At 60.4% G+C, this 23853-nt stretch carries 20 protein-coding genes; 3 read left to right on the top strand and 17 right to left on the bottom strand.

What is annotated here, in order from left to right; genetic code table 11:
* Window positions 1-68 precede the first annotated feature (68 nt).
* Window positions 69-1223 (bottom strand): amidohydrolase, encoded by a 1155-nt coding sequence (locus tag ATY79_RS22415; RefSeq protein ID WP_088704929.1) that lies wholly within the window; start codon window positions 1221-1223, stop codon window positions 69-71.
* 155 nt (window positions 1224-1378) lie between these two features.
* Between ATY79_RS22415 and ATY79_RS22420 the strand changes: the two genes are divergently transcribed.
* Together ATY79_RS22420 and ATY79_RS22425 are read left to right on the top strand one after the other, a co-directional pair.
* The gene (locus ATY79_RS22420) at window positions 1379-2164 is read left to right on the top strand and encodes an IclR family transcriptional regulator (protein WP_088694417.1); all 786 of its coding nucleotides are present in this window, start codon (window positions 1379-1381) and stop codon (window positions 2162-2164) included.
* Window positions 2165-2376: 212 nt separating this feature from the next.
* On the top strand, window positions 2377-2736 hold the full coding sequence (locus ATY79_RS22425; RefSeq protein WP_088694418.1) for a response regulator: 360 nt from the start codon (window positions 2377-2379) through the stop codon (window positions 2734-2736).
* A 90-nt stretch (window positions 2737-2826) separates the two neighbouring features.
* On the opposite strand, the gene ATY79_RS22430 is transcribed toward ATY79_RS22425, so the two are convergent.
* The 10 genes from ATY79_RS22430 to ATY79_RS22475 form a co-directional block, all read right to left on the bottom strand.
* Complete coding sequence (locus tag ATY79_RS22430; RefSeq protein ID WP_088694419.1) at window positions 2827-4488, bottom strand: phosphoethanolamine--lipid A transferase; 1662 nt, start codon at window positions 4486-4488, stop codon at window positions 2827-2829.
* Window positions 4489-4668: 180 nt separating this feature from the next.
* Window positions 4669-6183 carry a glycerol kinase GlpK gene (glpK, locus tag ATY79_RS22435; RefSeq protein ID WP_088694420.1) on the bottom strand — a complete coding sequence of 505 codons (1515 nt, stop codon included), beginning with the start codon at window positions 6181-6183 and terminating at the stop codon, window positions 4669-4671.
* A gap of 146 nt (window positions 6184-6329) precedes the next feature.
* Window positions 6330-8054 (bottom strand): ABC transporter substrate-binding protein, encoded by a 1725-nt coding sequence (locus ATY79_RS22440; RefSeq protein WP_088694421.1) that lies wholly within the window; start codon window positions 8052-8054, stop codon window positions 6330-6332.
* 78 nt (window positions 8055-8132) lie between these two features.
* The gene (locus ATY79_RS22445) at window positions 8133-8414 is read right to left on the bottom strand and encodes a DUF2160 domain-containing protein (protein WP_088694422.1); all 282 of its coding nucleotides are present in this window, start codon (window positions 8412-8414) and stop codon (window positions 8133-8135) included.
* A gap of 16 nt (window positions 8415-8430) precedes the next feature.
* Window positions 8431-9258 (bottom strand): carbohydrate ABC transporter permease, encoded by an 828-nt coding sequence (locus ATY79_RS22450; RefSeq protein WP_088694423.1) that lies wholly within the window; start codon window positions 9256-9258, stop codon window positions 8431-8433.
* A gap of 14 nt (window positions 9259-9272) precedes the next feature.
* Window positions 9273-10139 (bottom strand): sugar ABC transporter permease, encoded by an 867-nt coding sequence (locus tag ATY79_RS22455; RefSeq protein ID WP_088694424.1) that lies wholly within the window; start codon window positions 10137-10139, stop codon window positions 9273-9275.
* A 2-nt stretch (window positions 10140-10141) separates the two neighbouring features.
* Window positions 10142-11212, bottom strand: coding sequence for an ABC transporter ATP-binding protein (locus tag ATY79_RS22460; RefSeq protein WP_088694425.1), 1071 nt, complete (start codon window positions 11210-11212; stop codon window positions 10142-10144).
* An 11-nt stretch (window positions 11213-11223) separates the two neighbouring features.
* Window positions 11224-12300: an ABC transporter ATP-binding protein gene (locus ATY79_RS22465; protein WP_088694426.1), complete on the bottom strand. Its 1077-nt coding sequence runs from the start codon at window positions 12298-12300 to the stop codon at window positions 11224-11226.
* A 41-nt stretch (window positions 12301-12341) separates the two neighbouring features.
* Window positions 12342-13859, bottom strand: coding sequence for a glycerol-3-phosphate dehydrogenase (glpD, locus tag ATY79_RS22470; RefSeq protein ID WP_088694427.1), 1518 nt, complete (start codon window positions 13857-13859; stop codon window positions 12342-12344).
* A 213-nt stretch (window positions 13860-14072) separates the two neighbouring features.
* Window positions 14073-14891, bottom strand: coding sequence for a helix-turn-helix transcriptional regulator (locus ATY79_RS22475; RefSeq protein WP_088704949.1), 819 nt, complete (start codon window positions 14889-14891; stop codon window positions 14073-14075).
* 108 nt (window positions 14892-14999) lie between these two features.
* Between ATY79_RS22475 and ATY79_RS22480 the strand changes: the two genes are divergently transcribed.
* The gene (locus ATY79_RS22480; protein ID WP_088694428.1) at window positions 15000-16211 is read left to right on the top strand and encodes an MFS transporter; all 1212 of its coding nucleotides are present in this window, start codon (window positions 15000-15002) and stop codon (window positions 16209-16211) included.
* Window positions 16212-16293: 82 nt separating this feature from the next.
* Here the strand turns inward: ATY79_RS22480 and ATY79_RS22485 are convergent, their stop codons facing one another.
* The 6 genes from ATY79_RS22485 to ATY79_RS22510 all read right to left on the bottom strand — a co-directional run bounded on the left by ATY79_RS22485 (window position 16294) and on the right by ATY79_RS22510 (window position 23851).
* Complete coding sequence (locus ATY79_RS22485) at window positions 16294-17061, bottom strand: SDR family oxidoreductase (protein WP_088694429.1); 768 nt, start codon at window positions 17059-17061, stop codon at window positions 16294-16296.
* Window positions 17062-17462: 401 nt separating this feature from the next.
* Window positions 17463-18722 (bottom strand): glycerate kinase, encoded by a 1260-nt coding sequence (locus ATY79_RS22490; protein WP_088694430.1) that lies wholly within the window; start codon window positions 18720-18722, stop codon window positions 17463-17465.
* Between the two features lie 42 nt (window positions 18723-18764).
* Window positions 18765-20420: a GMC family oxidoreductase N-terminal domain-containing protein gene (locus tag ATY79_RS22495; protein WP_088694431.1), complete on the bottom strand. Its 1656-nt coding sequence runs from the start codon at window positions 20418-20420 to the stop codon at window positions 18765-18767.
* Between the two features lie 12 nt (window positions 20421-20432).
* On the bottom strand, window positions 20433-21212 hold the full coding sequence (locus tag ATY79_RS22500) for a 3-ketoacyl-ACP reductase (RefSeq protein ID WP_088694432.1): 780 nt from the start codon (window positions 21210-21212) through the stop codon (window positions 20433-20435).
* A complete protein-coding gene (locus ATY79_RS22505) occupies window positions 21209-22714 on the bottom strand; it encodes a GMC family oxidoreductase (protein WP_088694433.1) in 1506 nt (501 codons plus the stop codon). Before ATY79_RS22505 ends, ATY79_RS22500 begins: the two co-directional genes overlap by 4 nt.
* Before the next feature lie 21 nt (window positions 22715-22735).
* A complete protein-coding gene (locus ATY79_RS22510) occupies window positions 22736-23851 on the bottom strand; it encodes an ABC transporter ATP-binding protein (RefSeq protein WP_088694434.1) in 1116 nt (371 codons plus the stop codon).
* Between the last annotated feature and the right edge of the window lie 2 nt (window positions 23852-23853).

Genomic DNA, 23853 nt, shown 5'->3' on the forward strand with positions numbered 1-23853 from the left:
AGCGGCACCTCGCCTTGCTCCTCGGCCGGAATGTTCAGTAGTTGATAGGCAAGGCCAGCACGGCGCCCTCAGCCGAGAATGTTCCTGATGGCTCGCATGAAAACCCGCGAACCGGTTGCAATCAGCTCATCGGGAAAGTCGTAATCCGGGTTATGCAGCCGCGGATGGTCTTCGCCTGCCCCGAGAAAGAACATCGCAGCGGGCGCCACGGTCCGGAACAGACCGAAATCTTCCGATGCTTTCATTGGCAGCAGGCTGCTTGTCTTGTCGTGGCTGACACCTTCGTCACCCAGAGCGCGCCGCAACACCGTAACCGCTTCGGCGGAATTGTAGCACTGGTGGAACACGTCCTCGTAGCTGATCTCCACCTGCAACCGTCCGGCCTTCGCCTCGGTCAACACAAGTTGCTCTGCGCGTGAGACCAACGCGGCCATCGCTTCATCCGTCAGCGTGCGCAAGGTCGCCCAGATTTGCGCCTCACCGGGACTTATGCCGAAAGCCGGCTCACCGAGACGCGCATGCGTGACCGTGACCAGCGAGTAATCCGGTCCGAGCGGCCGATTGTTGCCCAATGCCGTCAGATCGCCAAGCAGCCGGGCCAGCACGAAAGTCGGTGCGGTGCCCTGCTCCGGATAGGAAGCATGCGATGTCTTGCCCTTCAGAACGACCTTCATTCCCTGCGACGCACAATTAACGTGTCCCTCTTTGAGGAGGACGTGTCCAAGCGGGATGCCCGGAAAATTGTGAAGCGAGAGCGACATGTCGGGCATCAGCGAGGCAAACTTCGGATCCGCGAGCACCGCCGCCGCGCCCGCGCCATTTTCCTCGGCTGGCTGGAACATCAGGACTACCCGCCCTCTCGCGGGCCGCCTTCGTCCGAGCCCCTTCGCGAGTGCCATGAGGATCGCCATATGGCCGTCATGGCCGCAGAGGTGGCCCCTGCCTGGTACGGTCGAGCGGTGCGGAATATCGCCGATTTCCTCGATCGGCAGGCCGTCAAGCTCCGCACGGATCATGATGGTTGGTCCTGAGGTTACCCCCTCATAGACAGCAGCAAGGCCGTGTCCGCCGATGCCAGCAACGATCTGATCGGGTCCGGTGGTACTCAGCACTTCCGTTACCCGCAACGCGGTTTTCGCCTCCTCCCCGGAGACTTCTGGATTGCGGTGAAGCTCTCGTCGAAACATCTTGATTTCGCTGAGCTCTCCATCCGTCAAAAACATCGTCGACATCCCCGGAATACAAGTGGCCTTACCACGTGAAGCTCGAACCTAGCCTGTCCGTTTTTCGTAGTCGATGGAGAAGTTCGCTGCATAAGCTCCCGCTTTTCGGCAACGACACATTTGTATATGTAAGTTGATATTCACAGGGGAAGTTGATGGAAGCAGAAGACGTCGATCGGTACCGTGCTCCGGCACTGGACAAGGGGCTCGATATCCTTGAGCTTTTGGCCGGTGTCGAGGAAGGGCTGACCCAAGCGGAGATCGCCAAACGTCTCGATCGCAGCCCGAACGAATTCTATCGCATGCTCGACCGCCTCGTCCGGCGCGGCTACGTCACGAAGCTCGAGGGCGATCGGTTCACCCTCACGCTTAAACTGTTCGGCCTGTCCCAGTTGCATGCGCCAACGCGCCGACTGGCATCCTTCGCAACACCACTGATGCGTGACCTCGCTCAGCGGACCAAGCAGGCAAACCACCTGGTCGTCTTTGATCGCGGCTCGGCAGTGGTGATCGCCCAGCACGAGGCGCCGGATTATTGGGGTATCTCGATCCGCGTCGGCTCGCATATGAGCCTGTTCGACACTGGGTCCGGCCACGTGCTTCTCGCCTTTCGAAGCGACGAAGAGCGGAAGATGATGATCGCGGAACATGCCCGAAGCCGTGAAGAAGTCATGCTCGGCCCGGCATTTTACGCGCGGCTCGCCCATATTCGCGAGCGCGGTTACGAAATGATGGCGAGCGCTCAAACAGCTGGCGTCCATAATCTCTCGGCGCCGATCCTTGGGCCGGACGGACGCTGCATTGCAGCCCTCACTTGCCCCTATATCGCCCTGGTCAATGCGCCGGACGCGCCTGACATCAGCCAGACGATCGCCATGGTGATGAAGACTGCGGGCGAGCTTTCGCTTTTGGCCGGCTCAGACGTCAGAACACCGGCGTGAGTTTGAAGGATATCCGTCCTGGCCGCTTACCGCCGTCCCGCCTCGACGCACCCGCCACAGCAATTTCAACACGACCCCACACAGCTTTAAGGCCATTGTCAGCTAGCGGTCGCATTAGAAACCCTGGCGGCGCTGCGCGACGCCCCCAAGCAAACCATCGTGATGGCTGGGCATGCTGCCGAAAGGCAGGCACGCCGTAGGGAAGATGACGCGTGAACGTATTATTGGTTGAGGATAATGTCCTGTTGGGAGACGCCGTGCGCGATCATATCGCGGCCGACGGTCATTCCGTCGACTGGTGCCTCAACCTTGCGGAAGCGACAGAGGCGGCCGGAACCGGCAGCTACGGCGTAATCCTGCTCGACCTGCGACTGCCTGATGGCAACGGCCTTACTCTGCTAAAGGCGCTTAGACGACAAGCAAATGCCGTCCCCGTCATTATTCTGACAGCGTATGACCAGGCCTCGGATCAGATCGAGGGCCTGCAAAGTGGCGCAGACGATTTCCTGGTGAAGCCCTTCGGGCTTTCCGAACTTTCCGAGCGCATGAAAGCGGCAAACCGCAAGCATTAAGACTGATTTGGCCGCTCCAGAAAGAGGCGGCCAGTACCAGCGGGAGGCTCTCAGCCGCTGCGGCAGCAGAGCCATCGCCCAGTTAGCTCATCACGGGATACTTGCAACCTTATCCGTCTGCCGGCGGCACGCCGCGAAAACATCCAGATGCGGATCATACACTTTGGTCGCCACGTCCATGAGCCCAAGCACGCTGTGGAAGAGGTTGTCATGCGAGCGCTCGACGTCGGCCTCCTTGGCCATACAGCTCATATCGAAGCCGGCGGATTTAGCGAGTTCGTCGCCGACCCAGACAAGGAACGGCACATGCGTCTGCTGTGACGGCGCCACGATATAAGGCGCACCGTGCAGATAAATGCCGTTCTCTCCAAGCGACTCACCGTGATCCGATAGATAGATCGCCGAACCAGCAACTTTGTCGGCATGCTGTTTCAGCTTGTCGATCACCGTCGAAACGATGTGATCTGTATAGAGGATCGTGTTGTCGTAGGCGTTGGTAATCTCCTGAGGCGTGCAACTGCCAAAGTCATTGGCCCTACAGTCGGGAACGAAACGTCGGAACTCGTCGGGGTAGCGCGCGAAGTATGCTGGCCCGTGGCTGCCGAGCTGGTGCAGCACCAGCACGCTGTCGCCCTTCACGTGATCGAGCCAGTCATCGACCTTGTCGAGCAGAATAGCGTCAAGGCACTCACCGTCCTTGCAGAAGCGCGGATCGGCAGACTGCGGCAACGAGGTGTAGGCAACGCGGTCGGTGACATGATAGCTGCCAGTGTCATTATCCAGCCACGAGACGTCTACCTTGGCGTGGCTCAGCACGTCGAGAAGGTTCTCGGTCGCGAGGCCCTTGCGATGCGTATAGGCAGTCCGCGGGTAGATGGAGAACATGCACGGGATCGAGATTGCAGTCGCCGTGCCGCAACTGCTCGTTTTCGGGAAATAGACGACATTCTGCTTTTCGAGTTCCGGATTGGTTTTCTGCGAATACCCTCCAAGAGAAAAATCATCGGCACGCGCCGTCTCGCCCGCAACGATGATCGTCACACGCGGCTTGTTGAGACCCGCCCGGTTGACCCGATGGGCATCTGTGCCAAGCGGCTCGGCAACGACGTGCGCATCCTCCTCTGATGAAACGGCAAAGCGAATGGTGCTGGTGATCGGCACAAAAGGGTTCAGCCGCTCGAGGATGTCCCGGTGCGCGCGCCCGACGCCAGCGAAGGCGCGATAGTCACCGAACCCGACGACCACGAAGACTGCCAGGCAAGCCACGATCACGCCGGTGTTGTGAGCAAGTTTTGACAGCAGCGGGCGATGCCGGATGCGCACCCACATAATGAGAAATGACGGCACTATGCCGGTGAGCAACATATGAAGCGCAAAGCGTGGCGTTATCAGATGCCCCGCCTCCGCGCCCGTCGACACTGCCGCGTTGCGCATCATTTCCTTGTCCACGATCACGCCGAACTGATCGGTAAACCAGGAGCCGGCGGCGGCCGCGAGAATGAAGAGGATCAAAAACGGCTTGGTGACATACTTGGCCGAAAAGGCCGTAATAATTGCCATGCTGACCGCTGAAATACCGATCACAAAAAGCACAAATGACAGATGATCGGTCGCGAAATAGCCGTACGCGGTGCTCCAGAACGATCTATTTGTCACCAGAAGCAAGTAGAGAGTGGTAACAAGGCAAAGCGTCACGCTGCCGATTGCAGGCCGCCGTTCAATCAGGCGGACCTTGGTGGCACTATCTTTCAATTGGTCGTCTCCGCGTCCAGATCTCGGCGTCGACGGCGGCAGGATCGAATCATAGATAGTCCACGGCGTCGACAATATTTGCCAGCCATGGCCAGATTTTCTGACAGTCACCTGAATGCTTGGGGACGAAGCGTCCAAAGGACGCGTAGAGAAATCAACTCCAGCGACGGCCTCGGGCGTTCAGACCAACTGATTGCCGTATTGTGCGCCCGACAAGGTGCGCGACACGGCGTTACGCCAGCCAGCGATCTTTGTCTGTCGCTCTGCCTCCTCCATCGCAGGCTGGAACCGCCGGCTGCACGCCCATGCCTTTCCGAATTTCTCCTGATCCGGCCAGGCTCCCGCTCTGGAACCGGCAAGCCAGGCAGCGCCCAGTGCCGTTGTCTCGACGACAGCTGACCGGTCCACCGGGTTGCCGACAACGTCGGCTAGACGTTGCATCGTCCAGTCGGAACTCGCCATGCCACCATCGACGCGCAGGACCGTCTCGATGTGATGGCCGCCCCAATCCTTCCGCATCGCGATGAGGAGATCGAGCGTCTGGTAGGCGACGGATTCGAGAACGGCATGTGCCAACTCCGCCGGCCCGCTGTTTCTGGTCAAACCGAAGATCGCACCCCGCGCCTCCGGGTCCCAATAGGGAGCACCGAGGCCAGTAAAGGCGGGCACGACATACACTTGCTGATTGGGATCTGCTCGCGTCGCCAGGGCGCCGCTTTCCGACGCCTGTGAAATAAGGCCAAGACCGTCACGCAGCCACTGAACGGCCGCGCCGGCGATGAAAATCGACCCTTCCAGCGCATAGGTCGTTTTGCCAGCTAGCCGATAGGCAATGGTCGTAATCATGCGGTTGCTGGAGGTGACGCAATCCTGCCCCGTATTAAGCAGGGCAAAGCAGCCGGTCCCATAGGTTGATTTCATCATGCCCGGCTTGAAGCAGGCATTGCCGATCGTCGCCGCCTGCTGGTCGCCAGCAACCCCGAGGATCGGGACCGGCGCGCCGAAGATCTCAGCATCGGTGACGCCGAAGTCGTCGGCGCAGTCCTTGACTTCAGGGAGCAAGGACGCCGGGATACGGAGAAGCCCGAGCAGTTCTTCGTCCCAGCGACCCTCCGTTATGTTGAAAAGCAGCGTTCGCGATGCATTGGTGGCGTCCGTCGCATGAACACGTCCACCAGTCAGATTGAAGATCAGCCAGCTGTCGACAGTGCCGAAACATACCTCGCCGGCCTCGGCGCGTTCCCGCAATCCACTGACGTTGTCGAGCAGCCAGCGGAGCTTCGTGCCCGAAAAGTAAGGATCGAGAAGAAGCCCCGTCTTCGCGCTGAACAACTTCTCATAGCCGTCCGCCTTCAGACTGTCACAGACTTCCGCCGTCCGCCTGTCCTGCCATACGATCGCCTTGTGAAGTGGCCTACCCGACTTGCGCTCCCAGACAACGGTCGTCTCGCGCTGATTGGTGATGCCGATCGCGGCGATATCGGCCAGCCGAATGTCGGCATTCGTCAGCGCTTGCCGCGCCGTGCTGACCACGCTCGTCCAGATTTCATCCGGATCATGCTCGACCCAGCCCGGCTGCGGATAGTATTGCTTGATCTCCTCTTGTGCGGACGAGATCATCTTCATCCCGGCGTCGAAGACGATCGCACGTGATGACGTCGTGCCTTGGTCGATCGCGAGAATATGGCCGCTCATTGTCTTCTCCGGCGCAGTAGTTCGCCTTGCCGCCGCAAACGCGCCGGCTCATACGATAGTCATTTCTAAGGGTTTGGTGCCGGCGGCGACCTAGCGCCGCCGGCATTGCTATTGGCCGGGCCTCGTACCCGACCAAAGGCCGCTGATCACTTCGACTGCCAGCTCTTGACCAGTTCGTCGTAGTTGACGGTAACCGGCTTTTCCTTCTCGTTCTCGATCTTCAACTGCGGAGCGAGGTTGCCCTTGGCCACCGCGTCCTTGTTCCAGTATTCCAGATCATGCTCTTCGGCGAGCTTCGGACCGATATCGCCCTGAACCTTCGCACGCTCCAGGCGTTGCAGCACTTTTTCCTGCTCACCGCAAAGCGAGTCCATGGCTTCCTGCGCGGTCTTCGCGCCGGAAGACGCATCACCGATTGCCTGCCACCACAGCTGCGCGAGCTTCGGATAGTCAGGAACGTTCGTGCCGGTTGGTGTCCATTGGACGCGAGCCGGAGAGCGGTAGAACTCAATCAGACCGCCAAGCTTCGGAGCGCGTTCGGTGAAGCTCTTGTCGCGGATGGTCGATTCGCGAATGAACGTCAGACCAACGTGGCTCTTCTTCACATCGACCGTCTTCGACGTGACGAACTGCGCGTAGAGCCATGCCGCCTTAGCGCGGTCGACGGGCGTCGACTTCATCAGCGTCCAGGAACCGGCGTCCTGGTAGCCGAGCTTCATGCCGTCCTTCCAGTAGACGCCGTGCGGGGATGGCGCAAAGCGCCATTTCGGCGTGCCATCGTCGTTGACCACCGGCAGGCCCTTCTTGACGAAGTCTGCGGTGAAGGCGGTGTAGGTAAAGATCTGCTGCGCGACCTCACCCTGGGACGGAACGGGACCGGCCTCGGAGAAGGTCATGCCCTGCGCCGCCGCCGGCGCGTACGCCTTGAGCCAATCCAGATACTTCTGGATCGAATAGACCCCTGCCGGGCCGTTGGTGTCACCGCCGCGCGCGACGCATGAGCCGACCGGCCGCGAGTTCTCGTCGACCTTGATGCCCCACTCGTCGACCGGCTTGCCGTTCGGAATGCCCTTGTCGCCGTTACCTGCCATGGAGAGCCACGCGTCGGTGAAGCGCCATCCAAGCGACGGGTCCTTCTTGCCGTAGTCCATATGGCCGTAGACCTTCTTGCCGCCGATCTCGCGGCCGGTGAAGAACTCGGCGATATCCTCATAGGCCGACCAGTTGACCGGAACGCCGAGATCGTAGCCGTACTTCGCCTTGAAGTCGGCCTTGTTCTTCTCGTCGTTGAACCAATCGTAACGGAACCAATAGAGGTTCGCGAACTGCTGGTCGGGCAGCTGGTAGAGCTTGCCATCCGGGGCGGTGGTGAAGGACTTGCCAATGAAGTCGTCAACGTCGAGGCCCGGGTTCGTAACGTCCTTGCCTTCGTTCGCCATCCAGTCAGTCAGCGAGCGAGCCTGCTGGTAGCGCCAATGCGTACCGATCAGATCCGAGTCGTTGATGTAGGCGTCGTAGATGTTCTCGCCCGACTGCATCTGCGTCTGCAGCTTTTCGACGACGTCGCCTTCGCCGATCAGGTCGTGGGTGATCTTGATGCCGGTGATTGCGGTAAACGCCGGCGCCAGCACCTTGGATTCATATTCATGGGTGGTCAGCGTTTCGGAAACCACCTTGATGTCCATGCCGGCGAAAGGCTTGGCCGCATCAACGAACCATTGCATTTCCTTTTCCTGGTCGGCGCGGGAAAGCGTCGAGAGCTCACCGACTTCCTTGTCCAGGAAGGTTTTCGCCTCATCCATGCCGGCGTAGGCGGAGCCCGCCATGGCCAGCAACATGCCTGCTGTTGTCGCTAGTAAATGCTTTCGCATAGTATCCTCCCAGGGTTGCGATTGCAGTCGTCACGTTTCAGGCGGCCAGTACCCCCGGCCATCTGTCTTTTCCTACCGTCACACGTAGCGGAAGACGCCGATGGCGTAGACTACGGAGAGGGCAAGAGCCCACCACAGGTTGGGTCCGACAAGACCCAACCATGCGAGATGAATGAATGCTGCGCCGAGCAGCGATACGAAGAGCCGATCTCCTCGCGTGGTTTCGAACCTGAGGATTCCCACACGCGGCGAACCGCCCGGTGCGAAATACTCCCAGACACTCATGCCAACCAAGAGCATGAAAATCGTCAGGAAAAACAATGCAGTCGGCAGCGTCCACGCCATCCAGGAAAAGTTCATGAGTGGTCCTCCCTTGTCAGACGCGGCCGAGCGCGAAGCCCTTGGCGATGTAGTTGCGTACGAAGTAGATGACGAGCGCGCCGGGAATGATGGTCAGCACACCGGCAGCCGCCAGAACGCCCCAATCCATCCCTGCAGCGGAGACGGTGCGCGTCATGATCGCCGAAATCGGTTTTGCGGCAGTCGTCGTCAGCGTCCGGGCAAGCAGAAGTTCCACCCACGAGAACATGAAGCAGAAGAAGGCGGCGACACCGATGCCTGATGCGATCAGCGGCATGAAGATCTTCACGAAGAAACGCGGGAAGGAATAGCCGTCGATGTAGGCGGTTTCGTCGATCTCCTTTGGCACGCCGGACATGAAGCCTTCCAGGATCCAGACCGCGAGCGGCACGTTGAACAGGCAGTGGGCGAGCGCCACCGCTATGTGCGTGTCGATGAGGCCGAAGGCGGAGTAAAGCTGGAAGAACGGCAGCGCAAAGACCGCCGGCGGTGCCATTCTGTTCGTCAGCAGCCAGAAGAACAGATGCTTGTCGCCCAGAAACCGGTAGCGCGAGAAGGCGTAGGCCGCGGGCAGCGCCGCCAGTACCGAGATCACCGTATTCATGACGACATAGATGATCGAATTGATGTAGCCGTTGTACCAGGACGGATCCGTAAAGATCACACCATAGTTGCGCAGTGTCGGGTTCTGCGGCCAAAGCGAGAAGGTGCCGGTGATCTCGGCATTCTCCTTGAAGCTCATATTGATCAGCCAGTAGATCGGCAGCAGCAGGAAGATGATGTAGATCGTCGAAACGACCCAGGAGAAGTTGCCCGCAGGCTTGTATTTCATTGTCTGAGCCATGGTCCTCTCCTTTCTCAGGCGTTCGCGTCGCTGCTGGTCATGACGGTGTAGAAGACCCACGACAGCAGCAGGATGATCAGGAAGTAGATGATCGACATTGCCGCTGCGGGACCGAGGTCGAACTGGCCGACTGCCATCTTCACAAGGTCGATCGACAGGAACGTGGTCGAGTTGCCCGGGCCGCCGCCGGTGACGACGAAAGGCTCGGTGTAGATCATGAAGCTGTCCATGAAGCGCAGCAGCACGGCGATGAGCAAGACCCGGTTCATTTTCGGCAGCTGAATGTACCGGAAGACGGACCAGCGCGACGCGCCGTCGATCTTCGCCGCCTGATAGTAGGCGTCCGGGATCGAAACGAGGCCGGCATAGCAGAGCAGCACCACAAGGCTTGTCCAATGCCAGACGTCCATCACAATGATGGTGATCCATGCATCGAGAGGGTCGCGGACATAGTTGTAGTCAAACCCCATTGCCTCAAGCGTATGGCCGAGGAGGCCGATGTCGACACGACCGAAAACCTGCCAGATGGTCCCGACCACGTTCCATGGGATGAGCAGTGGCAGCGCCATCAGCACGAGGCAGACTGGCACGCCGAGACCCTTCTTCGGCATGTTGAGCGCGATGAAGATGCCGAGCGGGATCTGCAGCGCCAGAATGATCAGCGAGAAGGCAAGGTTCCGCTGCAGCGCCGCCCAGAAACGGTCGGAATGAAGCGTCTGCACGAACCAGTCCGTACCCGCCCAGAAGAACTCGTTGTTCCCGAACGTATCCTGCACCGAATAGTTCACAACGGTCATCAGCGGAATAACGGCTGAGAAGGCCACCAGCACCAGAACCGGCAGAACCAGAAACCAGGCTTTGTTGTTCCAGGTCTTTTCCATGCTCAGCCCTCCCTGCCGACGCGCCAGGAATTGGCGTAAATATTGATTGCAGCCGGATCGAAGGTCACCCGCGCATCGGCCGGGATTTCAAAGTCCTCCGTCACGACGATGGCAATCGGCTGCCCGGCAAACGTCGCCCGCACGATCTTCTGCCGACCGATGTCCTCCACCCTGTTGACGGTGACCGGCATTCCCTCGCGGCCGAGATTGACGAATTCCGGACGGATGCCGAGCTCGGTCTTGGCCCCGGCAGCCGTTTGCGGTGCATAGTCCAATGACAGTGTCTCGCTGCCGATGCGGACGGCATTGCCCTGTAACTGCACCGGCAGAACGTTCATGCCCGGTGAGCCGATGAAGTAGCCGACGAACGTGTGGCTCGGTCGCTCGAAAAGCTCTGCAGGCGTGCCGATCTGGACAATCTGCCCATCGTACATGACGACGACCTTATCGGCGAAGGTCAGCGCCTCCGTCTGATCGTGGGTCACATAGACCATGGTGAAGCCGAACTGCTTGTGCAGGCGCTTCAACTGCGAACGCAGCACCCACTTCATGTGCGGGTCGATCACGGTCAGAGGCTCGTCGAACAGGATCGCGTTGACGTCGTTGCGGACCAATCCGCGACCCAGCGAGATCTTCTGCTTCTGGTCGGCCGTCAGGCCCTGTGCCTTGCGTTTAGCCATCCCGCCGAGATCGATCATCTCAAGAATATCGCGAACGCGGCGATCGACTTCCGGCTCGGCAACACCGCGATTGCGCAGCGGAAAGGCCAGATTGTCGTAGACGGTCATGGTGTCGTAGATGACCGGGAACTGGAACACCTGCGCGATGTTGCGCGCCTGCGTGGAAAGATTCGTCACATCGTTTCCATCGAACAGGATGCGGCCATGCGATGGCTGCAGCAGGCCGGAAATGATGTTCAGCAGCGTCGTCTTTCCGCAGCCGGATGGACCAAGAAGCGCGTAGGCGCCGCCGTCCCTCCATTCGTGATCGACTTCGCGAAGCGCGTAGTCGGCGTCAGACTTCGGATTCGGTCCGTAGGCGTGGCGGATGTGGTCGAGCGTAATGCGTGCCATGTCCTTCTCCCTTACGCCTTTGCGCCAGTTGCGATTGCGCGACCGTCGGTGCCAAAAGCCATGACGTGACGCGTGTCGAGATAGATATCGACCTCGGTGTCCGGATCGATGTTGTGAATGCCGTGGGCGAGCATGACCCAGCGCACGCCATCGAAATCCAGGTGCACGAAGCTCTCGGAGCCGGTGATCTCCGAGATCTGCGTGCGAGCCTTCAGCCTCGCCGCGGTCGGGGTTTGCAATGAAAGACCGAGGTGATGCGGATGGAAGGCGATCGTCACGGGACCATCGACCATTCCGGCCAGGTGCGAGGGCACCGGCAACATGTCCGCACCCTGCCTCTGGAACGCTCCACCAACCTTTACGACATCAATGAAATTGAGTGGCGGATCAGCAAAGGTCTTCGCCGTCACAAGGTCGAACGGATTTCGATAGACCGAGATGGTCGGCCCGAACTGCGTCACACGTCCTTCTGAAAGCGTCGCCGTGTTGCCGCCGAGCAGAAGCGCTTCGGAAGGCTCCGTCGTGGCGTAGACGAAGATGGCGCCGGATTGCGCGAATATCCTAGGCAGTTCAGCCCGCAGTTCCTCGCGCAGCTTGTAGTCAAGGTTGGCGAGCGGCTCATCCATCAGCACCAGGCTGGCATTCTTGACGAGGGCGCGAGCAAGCGCCGTGCGCTGCTGCTGACCACCTGAGAGATTGAGCGGCGTGCGGTCCAGATAGGGCGTGAGGCGCAGGAGATCGGCGGCTTTGCGCACTTCCCGGTCGATCGTCGCCGTGTCCTTGCCCGCAATGCGCATCGGCGAGGCGATGTTCTCGTACACCGTCAGGGCCGGATAGTTGATGAACTGCTGGTAGACCATCGCGACATTGCGCTTCTGTACCGGCATGCCAGTCACATCAACACCGTCAAAATGGACCGAACCGCTGGTCGGTCGATCAAGCCCAGCCATCAGCCGCATCAGCGACGTCTTGCCGGACAGCGTCGGCCCCAGCAGCACATTCAGCGTGCCTTTTTCAAACGCAAGATTGGTCGCGTGGATGTGATACTCCCCGCCCACCATCTTTGCAGCGTTCCGCAATTCAAGCATTCCGGTTCCCGTGCCTCCTCAACAGCGGGGACATTGCCGCTTCAACCAGCCATTTGTGCCGGTCGCGCAGCCATGTACTCCTCCAACAGCGCAGCCTGTTCCTTGGTCAGACGCAGGCCGTCCTTCGTTCTTCGCCAGAGCACGTCGTCCGCGCTTCTGGCCCATTCGTGATCGATGAGATAGCGAACTTCGACCTCATAGAGATCGCCGCCGAAATAGCGTCCAAGCTCCTCGGTGCTGGCCGCGCGGCCAAGCAGGACCGATGCCTTTGTGCCGTATCGGCGCACCAGCCGCCGGGCGTGACGGTCGGCCAGGAACGGATAGCGACCCTTCAGCTTTCCGACTTCCGCCTCATAGCCGGTCGCAGCGAAATCCCCGCCCGGCAGATGACTCTTAGCTGTCCAAGGCGCGCCTTTGCCGCCGATCGCCGCGGCGATCTTTTCCAGCGCATGCTCGGACAGCCGCCGATAGGTCGTGAGTTTGCCACCAAAGACGTTGAGCAGCGGGGCATCCTTGCCCTCGCCTTCGATCTTCAGCACGTAGTCGCGGGTCGCCTCCTGCGCCTTAGAGGCGCCATCGTCGAACAGCGGCCGCACGGCCGAATAAGTCCAGACGATATCTTCCGGCCGCACGGGTTCCTTGAAATACTCGCTCGCCGCGTTGCAGAGATAGGTCGTCTCTTCCTCGGATATCTTCACATCTTTCGGATCGGCCGAGTAGTCACGGTCGGTGGTACCGATCAGCGTGAAGTCCTGCTCGTAGGGAATGGCGAAAATGATGCGGTTATCCGGGTTCTGGAAGAAATAGGCCCGCGGATCGTCGAACTTCTTCTTCACGATGATGTGGCTGCCCTGCACGAGCCGTACATGGTGGGCTTCGTTCTGCCCGAAAGCCGCGCGAATGACATGATCGACCCAGGGACCGGCGGCATTCACCAGCATTCGCGACTGAAAGCTGTTGGATTGCCCGCTAACGGTGTCGATCGTTTCGATCGACCACAAGCCGTTCTCGCGCCGCGCCGAAACGACCTTCGTCCTTGGCATGACTAGCGCGCCGCGGTCGGCGGCGTCCCGGGCGTTGAGAACGACCATACGCGCGTCGTCGACCCAGCCATCCGAATACTCGAAGGCCTTCGTGAAAAGTGCTTTCAATGGTTTGGCAGCCGGATCGCGGCGCATGTCGAGAACCGCGGTCGGCGGCAAAAGCTTGCGACCGCCGAGATGATCATAGAGAAACAGTCCAAGCCGGATGAGCCACGCCGGGCGGATGCCGCCCTTGTGATAGGGCAGCACGAACCGCATTGGCCATATGATGTGCGGCGCCATCGCCCAGAGCACTTCGCGCTCCATCAGCGACTCGCGAACCAGACGAAATTCGTAGTGCTCGAGATATCGCAAGCCACCGTGGATGAGCTTGGTCGCGCCGGAGGACGTGCCGGACGCAAAGTCGCTCATCTCGGCAAGCGCAACCGAATAGCCGCGCCCAACCGCATCACGCGCGATCCCGCAGCCATTGATGCCGCCGCCGATAATGAAAAGATCGTGAATCTGACGGCTCACGTTCCCCCTCCGAGCCAGAATATACCGCAACGCAACATGCCTGCGCATTTGCGAAAGTAAATGCAGTTAAAGCGAAGATTATTCGAATGTCAAACGAATGTTTTTCGAATTTTCGAAACCCACAGGCTTGCTGTGAACGTAAACGTCATATCGAGGCGCGGCGCCGATATCGCGCGGCCTTGCGAAGCCGCGAATCCATCGTCCGGAAAACCCTCAATACTGTTCAGGTGCACTGAAATAAGTGCGGGGCGCGGCCCCCATCATCCGCCTGAACATGGTTGTAAAGGCGGCGACGCTGTCGTAGCCGAGGTCGAGGGCAACGGCCGTAACGGCCTCTCCGGCGGCGAGGCGGGGCAAGGCGGTGAATACCGCAGCTTGCTGACGCCAGATCGACAGACTGATTCCCGTCTCCTTCCGGAAGAATCGGGTGAAAGCACGTCGGCTCATGGCAAGCTGGTCCGCCCAATCGTCGATCACCAGCCGGGCACTCGGACTTTCCATGAAGCCGCGGCAGAGCGCCGCCAAGCGAGTATCGGAGGGAACCGGCAATCCCAACGGCCTGTCAGGAAGCCGCAAGACCTCCTCAAGCAATAGCGCCATGACGAGATCGCGCCGGTCGCTCTTGGCGTCCGGCGGCGACACGGCCTCGATGAACAGTGCCCTGGCAAAGTCGGTCACGGCCACGACACGCACGACCGACGGCGGATCAACCAAGGCACCGGGCGCGACATATGCGGACAGCATCGTGACATCGCCGAGCATGTCGACCGTGTGGACAAGGCCCGCCGGGATCCAAAGCGCATGCTGCGGCGGTACCATCCAGCGCCCCTGTATGGACGACACCATGACGACACCGGCGCGGGCATAAACGAACTGCGCACGGCTATGGCTGTGCGGCTTCACATGGTAGCCAGCCGGGTATTCCGAGGGGATGGCGTAGACCGGCTCGGAGGCGGCCTCGATGGCTGCAAGACGCTCCACATGGAGCCTGGCCAGCTCGCTCATCGCCAACCCATGTCCGGATTTTGTCATTTTGGCCCACTCGCGAAATAACAAGACCAAAACACGAAAGCGGGACAGCGGCAAGTCCGCTATTTCCAGATCGTCAAGGGACGGAGTAAAATCGTGACAAACAGCGCAATGACGGCAGAGAGGCACTCTGCGGAACAGACGGTTTTCGGCATCATCATGGCGGTGAGCTTCTGCCATCTCCTAAACGATACCATGCAGTCGCTGATCCCCGCTCTCTATCCGATGATCAAGGACGGCTACGGCCTCGACTTCACGCAGATCGGCTTCCTTGGCCTGGTGTTTCAAGTCACTGCATCGCTCCTGCAGCCGCTGATCGGCATCTACACTGACAAGCGCCCATTGCCCTATTCATTGTCTGTCGGCATGGGCTTCACGCTCATCGGTTTGGTGCTGCTCGCCTATGCGCACGCCTATTGGGTTCTGCTCATCGGTGCGGGCGTTGTCGGCCTCGGCTCCGCCGTATTCCATCCGGAATCCTCACGCGTTGCCCGGCTGGCATCAGGCGGACGCCATGGACTTGCTCAGTCGCTATTCCAGGTTGGCGGCAACTTCGGCTCGGCGATCGGTCCGCTTTTGGCGGCCTTCATCGTGCTGCCGCGTGGCCAGCATAGCGTTGCATGGTTCTCGCTTGCAGCGCTGACCGGCATGATCATCCTGTGGCGCGTCGGCGCCTGGTATGCCGACCACCGCAAGAACAATGCCGGCCGCAAGGCAGCGGTACCTGCCTTACATCTCCCGCGCGCGAAGGTGATCGCGGCGATCGGCGTCCTCGCGCTGCTGGTGTTCTCGAAATACGTCTACATGACAAGCCTTTCGAGCTACTACACCTTCTACATGATCGAGCGATTCGGCGTGTCCGTGCAGCACGCGCAGATTCTGCTGTTCGTATTCCTCGGCGCCGTCGCCATCGGCACCGTCGCGGGCGGTCCCGTCGTCGACTGGTTCGGCACCAAGTTCGTGATCTGGTTCTCGATCCTCGGCGCCCTGCCCTTCACGCTTGCCCTGCCTTATGCCGACTACAGCTGGACTGTCTTCCTGACCTTCCTGATCGGCGTCATTCTCGCCTCGGCTTTCTCGGCCATTGTCGTCTTTGCGCAGGAGTTGGTTCCAGGTCGCGTCGGCATGATCGCCGGTCTGTTCTTTGGCTTTGCCTTCGGTATCGGCGGCATCGGCGCGGCAGGCCTCGGCATGGTGGCCGACCACATGGGCATCGAGTTCGTCTATAAGATCTGCTCGTATCTGCCGCTGCTCGGTCTGCTCACCATCTTCCTGCCCGATATCGGCAAGGGCCGCCGCCACGCCACGAAAACGGGCAAGTAAGCGAGTTCTGCAGCGCACGGATGACAGGGGCCGAGATCACGATCTCGGCCCCTTTTATTTTGCGCTGGCAAGTCTCTCGCACCTAGATAGCGGTGAACCCGTTATCGACAAAGAGATGCGCGCCATTGACGAACATCGATTCGTCACTGGCGAGGTAGAGCGCGGCGCGCGCCACGTCCTCAGGCTCGCCGATCCGGCCCTGCTGAGCGGCAATGGCAGCGTCCGACACATCGACGCCAAGCTTCTGCAATTCGCTGACCTCGCGCAATCCGTGCGGTGTGCGGATGAAGCCGGGGCAGACGGCATTGCAACGAATGTTCCGATCCCTGAACTCCACCCCGATCGCGCGCGCAAACATATGCACCGCCCCTTTCGTTGTGTCGTAGAGCACCTCCATCGGCGTTGCGGCCACGGCCGAGATCGATGATGTGCAGACGATAGAACCGCCGCCCGCGGCGATCATCCCCGGCAGGACGGCCCGCGTCATCAGGAACATGGAACGCACGTTGACCGCATGGAGCCACTCCCACTCCTCAAGCGTGGTCTCGAGGAACGGCTTGATGACGATCGTCCCCGCGTGATTGAAGAGCACCGTGACGGCGCCGAACCTTTCTTCCACACCCTTGACTGCCGCGATGACGGCGGCCTCTTCCGACACGTCGGCGATCCAGTAATCGGCGACATGGCCTGCGGCGCGTATCTCCTCCACCGTTTGGCGAGCCGCCGCTTCATTCCGGTCAATGATGGCCACCTTGGCGCCCTCGGCAGCAAAGAGACGCGAGGCCGCCCCGCCCATGCCTGTCGCGCCACCTGAAACAATTGCGATCTTCCCCTTCAGCCGGTCGACCATGACCAATCCCCTTTTCCGTTGTTCAGCCTCGCTCACTCCTCGTCGAGGAACGCACTCGCACGCAGTGTTGAAGAGAGTCCCGTCCGATGTCCAGACGGTAGGTCGAACCGCCGGTAACCTTACCAAATAACCAACAAAGCAGCTTTTGGTTGTTTCAAGGCGCGACACCGGGCATTTGTATTTTCAGCGGCTCACCATCAGCCGCGGTCCGGAGGGGTCCGGATCGATAGAGCCCGCCCCTGAGGGGCCTGGGGCGGGCTTCCTCAAATACAACAAAGGCATAAGCGTTGTTGACGTCGTGCCGACAAAGGCTTGTCGCGCATTGATTTGCAGCTGCCTGCGCTTGATGCAGATGCCAACGGACGGCACACGCTAAAGCTGCTCGACCGTTCGCTGCCAGCCTACTTTACAAGAAAAGCGCGGAAATCATTCACGTTCGTACCCGTCGGTCCTGGCACGAAGAGATCGCCCGCAAGGTGCAAGGCCGACCATGCATCGTGGCGCGCGAGGAACGCCCGCGCATCGCCGCCGGCGCTCCTGATGCGCGCCACCGTCCCGCCGTCGCAGAAGGCGCCGGCATTGTCTTCGGACCCGTCGATGCCGTCGGTATCCGCAGCCATCGCCACGACACCCTCGACGCCCTGAAGATCGATTGCCGCGGAGAGGAGAAACTCGGAGTTTCGTCCGCCTTTGCCGTATGTTCCAGATCCGATGCTGACGGTGGTCTCCCCACCGGAAAGCAGCACCAGAGGCTTTGGAACCGGAGGTTTCGCCAAGAACTCACGAGCGAGCGCCGCGTGCATCCTACCGATATCCTTCGCCTCGCCTTCGATCGAATCCGAAAGAATAAGAGGTTGCACGCCAAGAGATCTTGCACGCTCGGCAGCCGCCTCCAGGGACACCCGCGCCGAGGCAATCACATGGACCTCGTTGTTGGCGAACATGCGATCGCCGGCCCCTGGCGCTCTGGCATTTCGGATACAGTCAATAACCCGCGCCGGGAGATTGATCCGGTAATCCCGGATCACGCGCAGCGCCTCCTCCGCGTCGCTGCTGTCGGGCACCGTTGGCCCCGACGCAACGAAGGCCGGATTGTCTCCCGGAACATCGGAAACGACGAGGCTGACGACCTTTGCCGGGTGAGCAAGAGCGGCGAGCCGCCCGCCCTTGATGCGGGAGAAATGCTTCCGCACGACATTCATGCCGGAGATCGGAGCACCCGACGCCAGGAGCGCTTCGTTCAGGGCGCTTTCGTCGGCGAGGGTGAAGCCGGTCGGAGGGGCCGGCAGAAGGGCAGAACCGCCACCGGATATCAGGGCGATAACCAAATCGTCGGAGGTCAACCCATGCAGATGGTTCATGAGCGCCTCGGCGGCGATGAGGCCCGCTCTATCTGGGACGGGATGAGCCGCCTGTAGAATCTTGGTCGATCGGCAGTCCGCGACCGGCCCGTGCCTGGCAACAACCAGACCGTCGAATGGGTGAGACCAGGCGCGCTCGAACGCCGCCGCCATTTGGCTTGCTGCCTTTCCCGCTCCGACAACAATCGTCCTGCCTTTCGGCGGATCTGGCAGATGGCGAACCAATGCCTCGTACGGGTCGGCGGCCTTGACCGCCTCGTGAAACAGGGTTTGCAGGAAAGCGCGTGGATCGGAAGTCAAATCCTACTCCATTTTCAAAGTTCGCAGCCCCGAACACTCGGTCTAGCTGACGATTGCTCTCGCCCTCGGTCGCGTTTCGTTGCGCTCGTGAGCAAAGATCGCTGCGGGCAACAGTGGCAGCCCCCGGATAAGGTCGGAGCCTCGTTCGCCAACCATGATTGTCGGTGCGTTGGTGTTGCACGATGGAACTCGCGGCATGACCGACGAATCGCACACGCGAAGCCCATCGAGACCATGGACCTTGAGATCGAGACCGACAACAGCTTCCGGCCCCGTCCCCATCTTGCACGTGCCAACTGGATGGTGATCCGTCTTCGCGTTCGCGCAGCCGTAGTCGAAGAGCTGCTCGTCGGTCATGACCCTCGGGCCCGGCAGTCGCTCAGCCAGAACGTAGGGCTTGAGCGCGGCCTGCTGCATGATCTCCCGCGCAATCTTCAATCCTTCCAGTGACATGGCCTTGTCGTGCGGGTCGGACCAATAGTTCGGATCGATCAGAGGTGCCGCACCCGGATCAGCCGAGGAAAGCCGCACGGTTCCACGCGAACGCGGATGCAGGTAGGCCGAATTCAGGGTCACACCAGCGTTCGTCAAGCGCTCGACCCCAGCCTCAATGCCGGATCCCAGGCCGAGATGGAACTGAATATCCGGCGACCGCGCGTCCGGATCGGCATACCAGAAGCCCCCGGTCTCGAAGAGAGAAGAGGCAACCGGACCCGTTCGGAACAGGACATACTGGACACCCGCCCAGATCGTTCTGTGAAGCTTCGCGACGCCATCGTAGGTGTGGTCACCGGTGCACTCGGAAATGACGAAGAGATCGAGGTGGTCCTGCAGGTTGCCACCGACACCAGGGAGGTCGTGGTGTACCTTCACCCCTACCGATCGAAGATGGTCCGCTGGGCCGATCCCCGATTGAAGGAGCAACTTGGGCGACCCGATCGCACCCGACGACACAAGTACCTCGCGTTCGGCGCGGACGATTTCGGGGCCCCGCTCCGTCGCGATCTCGACGCCGACGGCGCGATGCCCCTCTAGGACGATGCGCGCAACCCTGGCGCCAGTCCGGACCACCAGGTTCTTTCGCGCCTTTATCGGGGAAAGATAGGCCAATGATGCCGAGGACCGACGGCGGTCGCGCTGCGTCAGCTGATAGAAACCGACGCCCGCCTGCTGCCGGCCATTGAAGTCATGATTATACGGGATGCCTAGTTCCTGCCCGGCCCGGATATAGGCGTCGCAGATCGGCAACGGAGAGGCAGGCATCGAGACACCGAGGGGACCGCCATAGGAGTGATAGTCATCGGCAAAGCGCTGATTGTCCTCGGCGCGCTTGAAGTACGGCAGTATGGAGCGATAATCCCATCCCTCGCATCCGTCCTCGCTTGCCCAGAGGTCGTAGTCTGCGGCGTTACCCCGGGTATAGAGCTGTGCATTGATCGATGAGCCGCCGCCGATCACCTTCGCCTGCGTATAACGCAGCACCCTGCCCTTCATGTGCTTTTGCGGAACGGTCTCCCAGCCCCAGCTCGCGACGCCCTTCGTCATTTTCGCGAAGCCCGCGGGCATGTGGAACAAGGGATTCCAATCGCCGCCGCCCGCTTCAAGCAGCAACACATTGACGCTGGGGTCTTCGCTGAGCCGGTTGGCCAGCACGCATCCCGCGGGACCGGCGCCGGTAATAATGTAGTCGAAACGCATATTTCTATCCCGTTACAAGCGAGGAATGGACAGGCCGCCATCGGCGTCGATGACGGTGCCGGTGGCAAAACCGAAGTCGCCGGACGCCAATGCCGCACAGATTTTCCCGAGGTCATCAGCCTCGCCCCATCGTTTCATCGGCACGAGGCCACTTTCGATGAGAGCGTCATATTTCGATGTCACGCCGGCAGTCATGTCGGTCCGGATAATCCCGGGGCGCACCTCGAAGACGGCAATCCCCGAATCCGCGAGCCGCAATGCGAGCCCCTGCGAGAAAGCGGCAAGACCAGCCTTGCTGATGCAGTAATCCAGTCGTTCCGGCGAACTCGCCTCGGCTGAGACCGAGGTGATGTTGATGATCGATCTCGGATGGGGAGCCGCTCCTGTCACGAGCATTGCCTTGACGACGGCCTGCGTGAAAAACACCGTGCCCTTGAGGTTCGTCGCCATGATCGTATCGAAGTTTTCCGGAAGCAGACTTAGGAAATCACCACGGACGACCGCTGCCATGCCGGCATTGTTGACGAGGCAATCGACGCGGCCGAAGTTCGAAAGCACCGCGCGCACGGTCTCGTCATGCCTAGAAACATCCGAAACATCCGCCTGTAGATAAATCGCATCCACTCCGAAACCGCGAAGCTCGTTGATGACGTCCTGGCTCTCCTCTGCTGCTCCGACGCCCGTAATCACGATGTTGTAGCCGCCTTTAGCCAGTGCGGTCGCAATCCCGAGACCGATGCCGCGGCGTCCGCCGGTGACTATGGCGACTGGCCTTTCAACACCTTCCGTCATGCTTGCAGGTCCTTCGAAGCGATATGGTCGGCAACCCGCAATGCCTGACTGGCGACCGTGAGAGCCGGGTTAACCGCGGCCGAGGTCGGCAGGAAGCTGGCATCCACCACAAAGAGGTTCCGGTGGTCGTAGGAACGGCAATAGGGATCCAGCGGCGCGCTGGCGGGGTCGTTGCCGATCCTGACGGTGCCGCACTGGTGAGACGGCGTGCGTTTATCGAACGGCTTTGAAAGAACGATCGGGAATCCGATCGACTTGAGGACCGCCTTCAGCTTCTCGACCAGTTCGAGGTGTGCATCCCAATTCGTCCGTTGCCATTGCAGGACGATACGCTCCCCATCCACCCGTACGCGGCTTTCCGGGTGAGGTATATCCTCACTCATCGCATAGAAATCGATCGCATGACCGGTGATGTTCTGGAGCAGCCATTCCGGTGCCCAGGGCAGCGAGCCCTTCAAGACCTTCGCCGAGATTCTGCCGAGCAACTGAACGTTCCCGAGCGGCGGACCACCGTTGCCGTCCGACAGGTAGAAATCGTTGAACCCGAACGTCTTTTGATAGACAGCCGTGTTCCGATAGGTCGGCGACACGGCGATCACCGCCGACGAATTGTGGTTCATAAAGTTCCGCCCGACCTGATCGGAGGAATTCGCAAGCCCGTTCGGGTGACGCGCGTCAGCCGAACGCAGCAACAAGACAGCAGATTGGACAGCGCCGGCCGACAGAATGACCAGCTTCGGAGCGACAGCCAGGTCCTCACCATTCTTGCGGTAGCCGACGCGGGCGATCCGGCCGTTTCCGTCAGCCTCGAGCTTCGTCACCTTCGCGTTTGTCTCGAGGCGGACATTCTGATATTCCAGGGCCTTCAGCAACGCAGCGGTCTCCGCGTCCATTTTCCCATCGCGGGAATTGGGGTGCGCGTCCCAAGGTGTCCTGGCCTTGGACAGCCAAGCGTCGACGTTTACCCCCAACGGCAGCGAAAACGGGTGCAGGCCTTTCGCCTTAAGCCGCGCTCTGACATCGGCAATCGGCGGCTCGTCGGGAACCGGCAGATAGTCGTAGTTGTCCGAGTGTACGGGCTCCGTCGGGTCGTCTCCGAGGTTTCCCCGAACCTCGTACATCCGTTCTGCGCGGCTATACCACGGCTCTAAAACTTCATAAGGAAACGGCCATGCAGGCGAGACCCCTTCCCTGTGGCGGATCTCCTCGAAATCCTCACTGCGATAGCGCGAAAGCACTGCGCCGTAGAATTTCGAATTGCCGCCGACATTGTAGTAGTTGCCGGGATTGAACGCGGTACCGTCCGCCTCGTACCACATCTCCTTCGGGCGAAAATGCCCACGCTGAAAGATGGCCCGTTGGTCGCGGTTCTCCGGGCGATCGGCGATGAAGTCGCCAGCCTCGAGGATCAGGATCTCGGCCCCGGTCGATGCCAACCCCGCGGCAACGGTGGACCCACCCACGCCCGACCCTATGATGACGATATCAGGAGTGCTGCTCATTTCCGAAAATCCGGCTTTCGACTAAGCGATACGCGTCTGGCTTTGGGGATCGAAGAAGACCGCCTTGTCGAGATTAAACGCCAGGCGAGCGCTCTGCCCCGGCTGAATTCGGGCGTCCGCGCGCAGACGCGCCACGACTTCCTTCCCGCCAAGCTTCGTCACTGCAAACGTATCGGATCCCGCCGGCTCCACGACTTCGATCAGGCAATCGCTTTCGGCTAGCGCCCTAGCGTTACGGTCCGCGCCATCCGGGTCGGTCAGCGCCTCCGGTCGGATGCCGAAGACGATCTCCCGTCCCGCATGCGCCTCAAGCGCACCATTGCCTGCTGTGACCGGGAGCCGGACCGGCTCCCCGTGCGGACGGGCCAACGATACGGTCAGCCCCGCAGCACCCTTCTCGATCGTACCCGCGAGAAGATTCATGGCCGGCGACCCCATGAAATCAGCGACGAACATGTTGGCGGGGTTGTTGTAGATTTCCGCAGGCGTTCCGAATTGCTGCACCTCGCCATCGCGCATGACGGCGATCTTGGTTGCGAGCGTCATTGCCTCGATCTGATCATGGGTCACATAGACGATCGTCGTACCGGTCGCCTGGTGCAGCCGCTTGATTTCGATGCGCATGTCGACGCGCAGCTTGGCGTCCAGATTTGAGAGCGGCTCGTCAAACAGGAAGAGCTTGGGATCGCGTACCAAGGCGCGGCCCATAGCAACGCGTTGCCTCTGGCCGCCCGAAAGCTGGCTCGGCTTGCGATTGAGCAGATGGCCAATCTGAAGCACCTTGGCGACCTTGTCGATCGCCTTGTTGCGCTCCTCAGCCGGTACGCCGCGCATCTCCATACCGAACGATATGTTCCCGGCGACCGTCATGTTCGGATAGAGGGCGTAGCTCTGGAACACCATCGCGATATCGCGCTTCGATGGATGCAGGTCGGCGATGCTTCGACCATCGACGCGAATGTCACCCTCAGTGATCGATTCCAGCCCGGCAATGGTGTTGAGCAACGTCGACTTGCCGCAGCCGGACGGACCGACCAGCACAAGGAAGCCGCCCTTCTCCAGTTCAAGGTTGATGCCCTTCAGGATCTCCAACGAGCCAAAACGCTTCTTGAGACCAGAAATTTCGAGGAAAGCCATTG

The sequence above is a fragment of the Rhizobium sp. R693 genome (assembly GCF_002211315.1).
Lineage (GTDB): Bacteria > Pseudomonadota > Alphaproteobacteria > Rhizobiales > Rhizobiaceae > Rhizobium.

Coding starts and splice junctions, on each gene's coding strand:
- ATY79_RS22450 (WP_088694423.1), bottom strand. CDS start 9,258: ATGGCTCAGACAATGAAATACAAGCCTGCGGGCAACTTCTCCTGGGTC.
- ATY79_RS22475 (WP_088704949.1), bottom strand. CDS start 14,891: ATGACAAAATCCGGACATGGGTTGGCGATGAGCGAGCTGGCCAGGCTC.
- ATY79_RS22485 (WP_088694429.1), bottom strand. CDS start 17,061: ATGGTCGACCGGCTGAAGGGGAAGATCGCAATTGTTTCAGGTGGCGCG.
- ATY79_RS22455 (WP_088694424.1), bottom strand. CDS start 10,139: ATGGAAAAGACCTGGAACAACAAAGCCTGGTTTCTGGTTCTGCCGGTT.
- ATY79_RS22440 (WP_088694421.1), bottom strand. CDS start 8,054: ATGCGAAAGCATTTACTAGCGACAACAGCAGGCATGTTGCTGGCCATG.
- ATY79_RS22465 (WP_088694426.1), bottom strand. CDS start 12,300: ATGCTTGAATTGCGGAACGCTGCAAAGATGGTGGGCGGGGAGTATCAC.
- ATY79_RS22495 (WP_088694431.1), bottom strand. CDS start 20,420: ATGCGTTTCGACTACATTATTACCGGCGCCGGTCCCGCGGGATGCGTG.
- ATY79_RS22500 (WP_088694432.1), bottom strand. CDS start 21,212: ATGACGGAAGGTGTTGAAAGGCCAGTCGCCATAGTCACCGGCGGACGC.
- ATY79_RS22505 (WP_088694433.1), bottom strand. CDS start 22,714: ATGAGCAGCACTCCTGATATCGTCATCATAGGGTCGGGCGTGGGTGGG.
- ATY79_RS22415 (WP_088704929.1), bottom strand. CDS start 1,223: ATGTTTTTGACGGATGGAGAGCTCAGCGAAATCAAGATGTTTCGACGA.
- glpK (WP_088694420.1), bottom strand. CDS start 6,183: ATGAGCGGCCATATTCTCGCGATCGACCAAGGCACGACGTCATCACGT.
- ATY79_RS22445 (WP_088694422.1), bottom strand. CDS start 8,414: ATGAACTTTTCCTGGATGGCGTGGACGCTGCCGACTGCATTGTTTTTC.
- ATY79_RS22510 (WP_088694434.1), bottom strand. CDS start 23,851: ATGGCTTTCCTCGAAATTTCTGGTCTCAAGAAGCGTTTTGGCTCGTTG.
- ATY79_RS22420 (WP_088694417.1), top strand. CDS start 1,379: ATGGAAGCAGAAGACGTCGATCGGTACCGTGCTCCGGCACTGGACAAG.
- ATY79_RS22480 (WP_088694428.1), top strand. CDS start 15,000: ATGACGGCAGAGAGGCACTCTGCGGAACAGACGGTTTTCGGCATCATC.
- ATY79_RS22460 (WP_088694425.1), bottom strand. CDS start 11,212: ATGGCACGCATTACGCTCGACCACATCCGCCACGCCTACGGACCGAAT.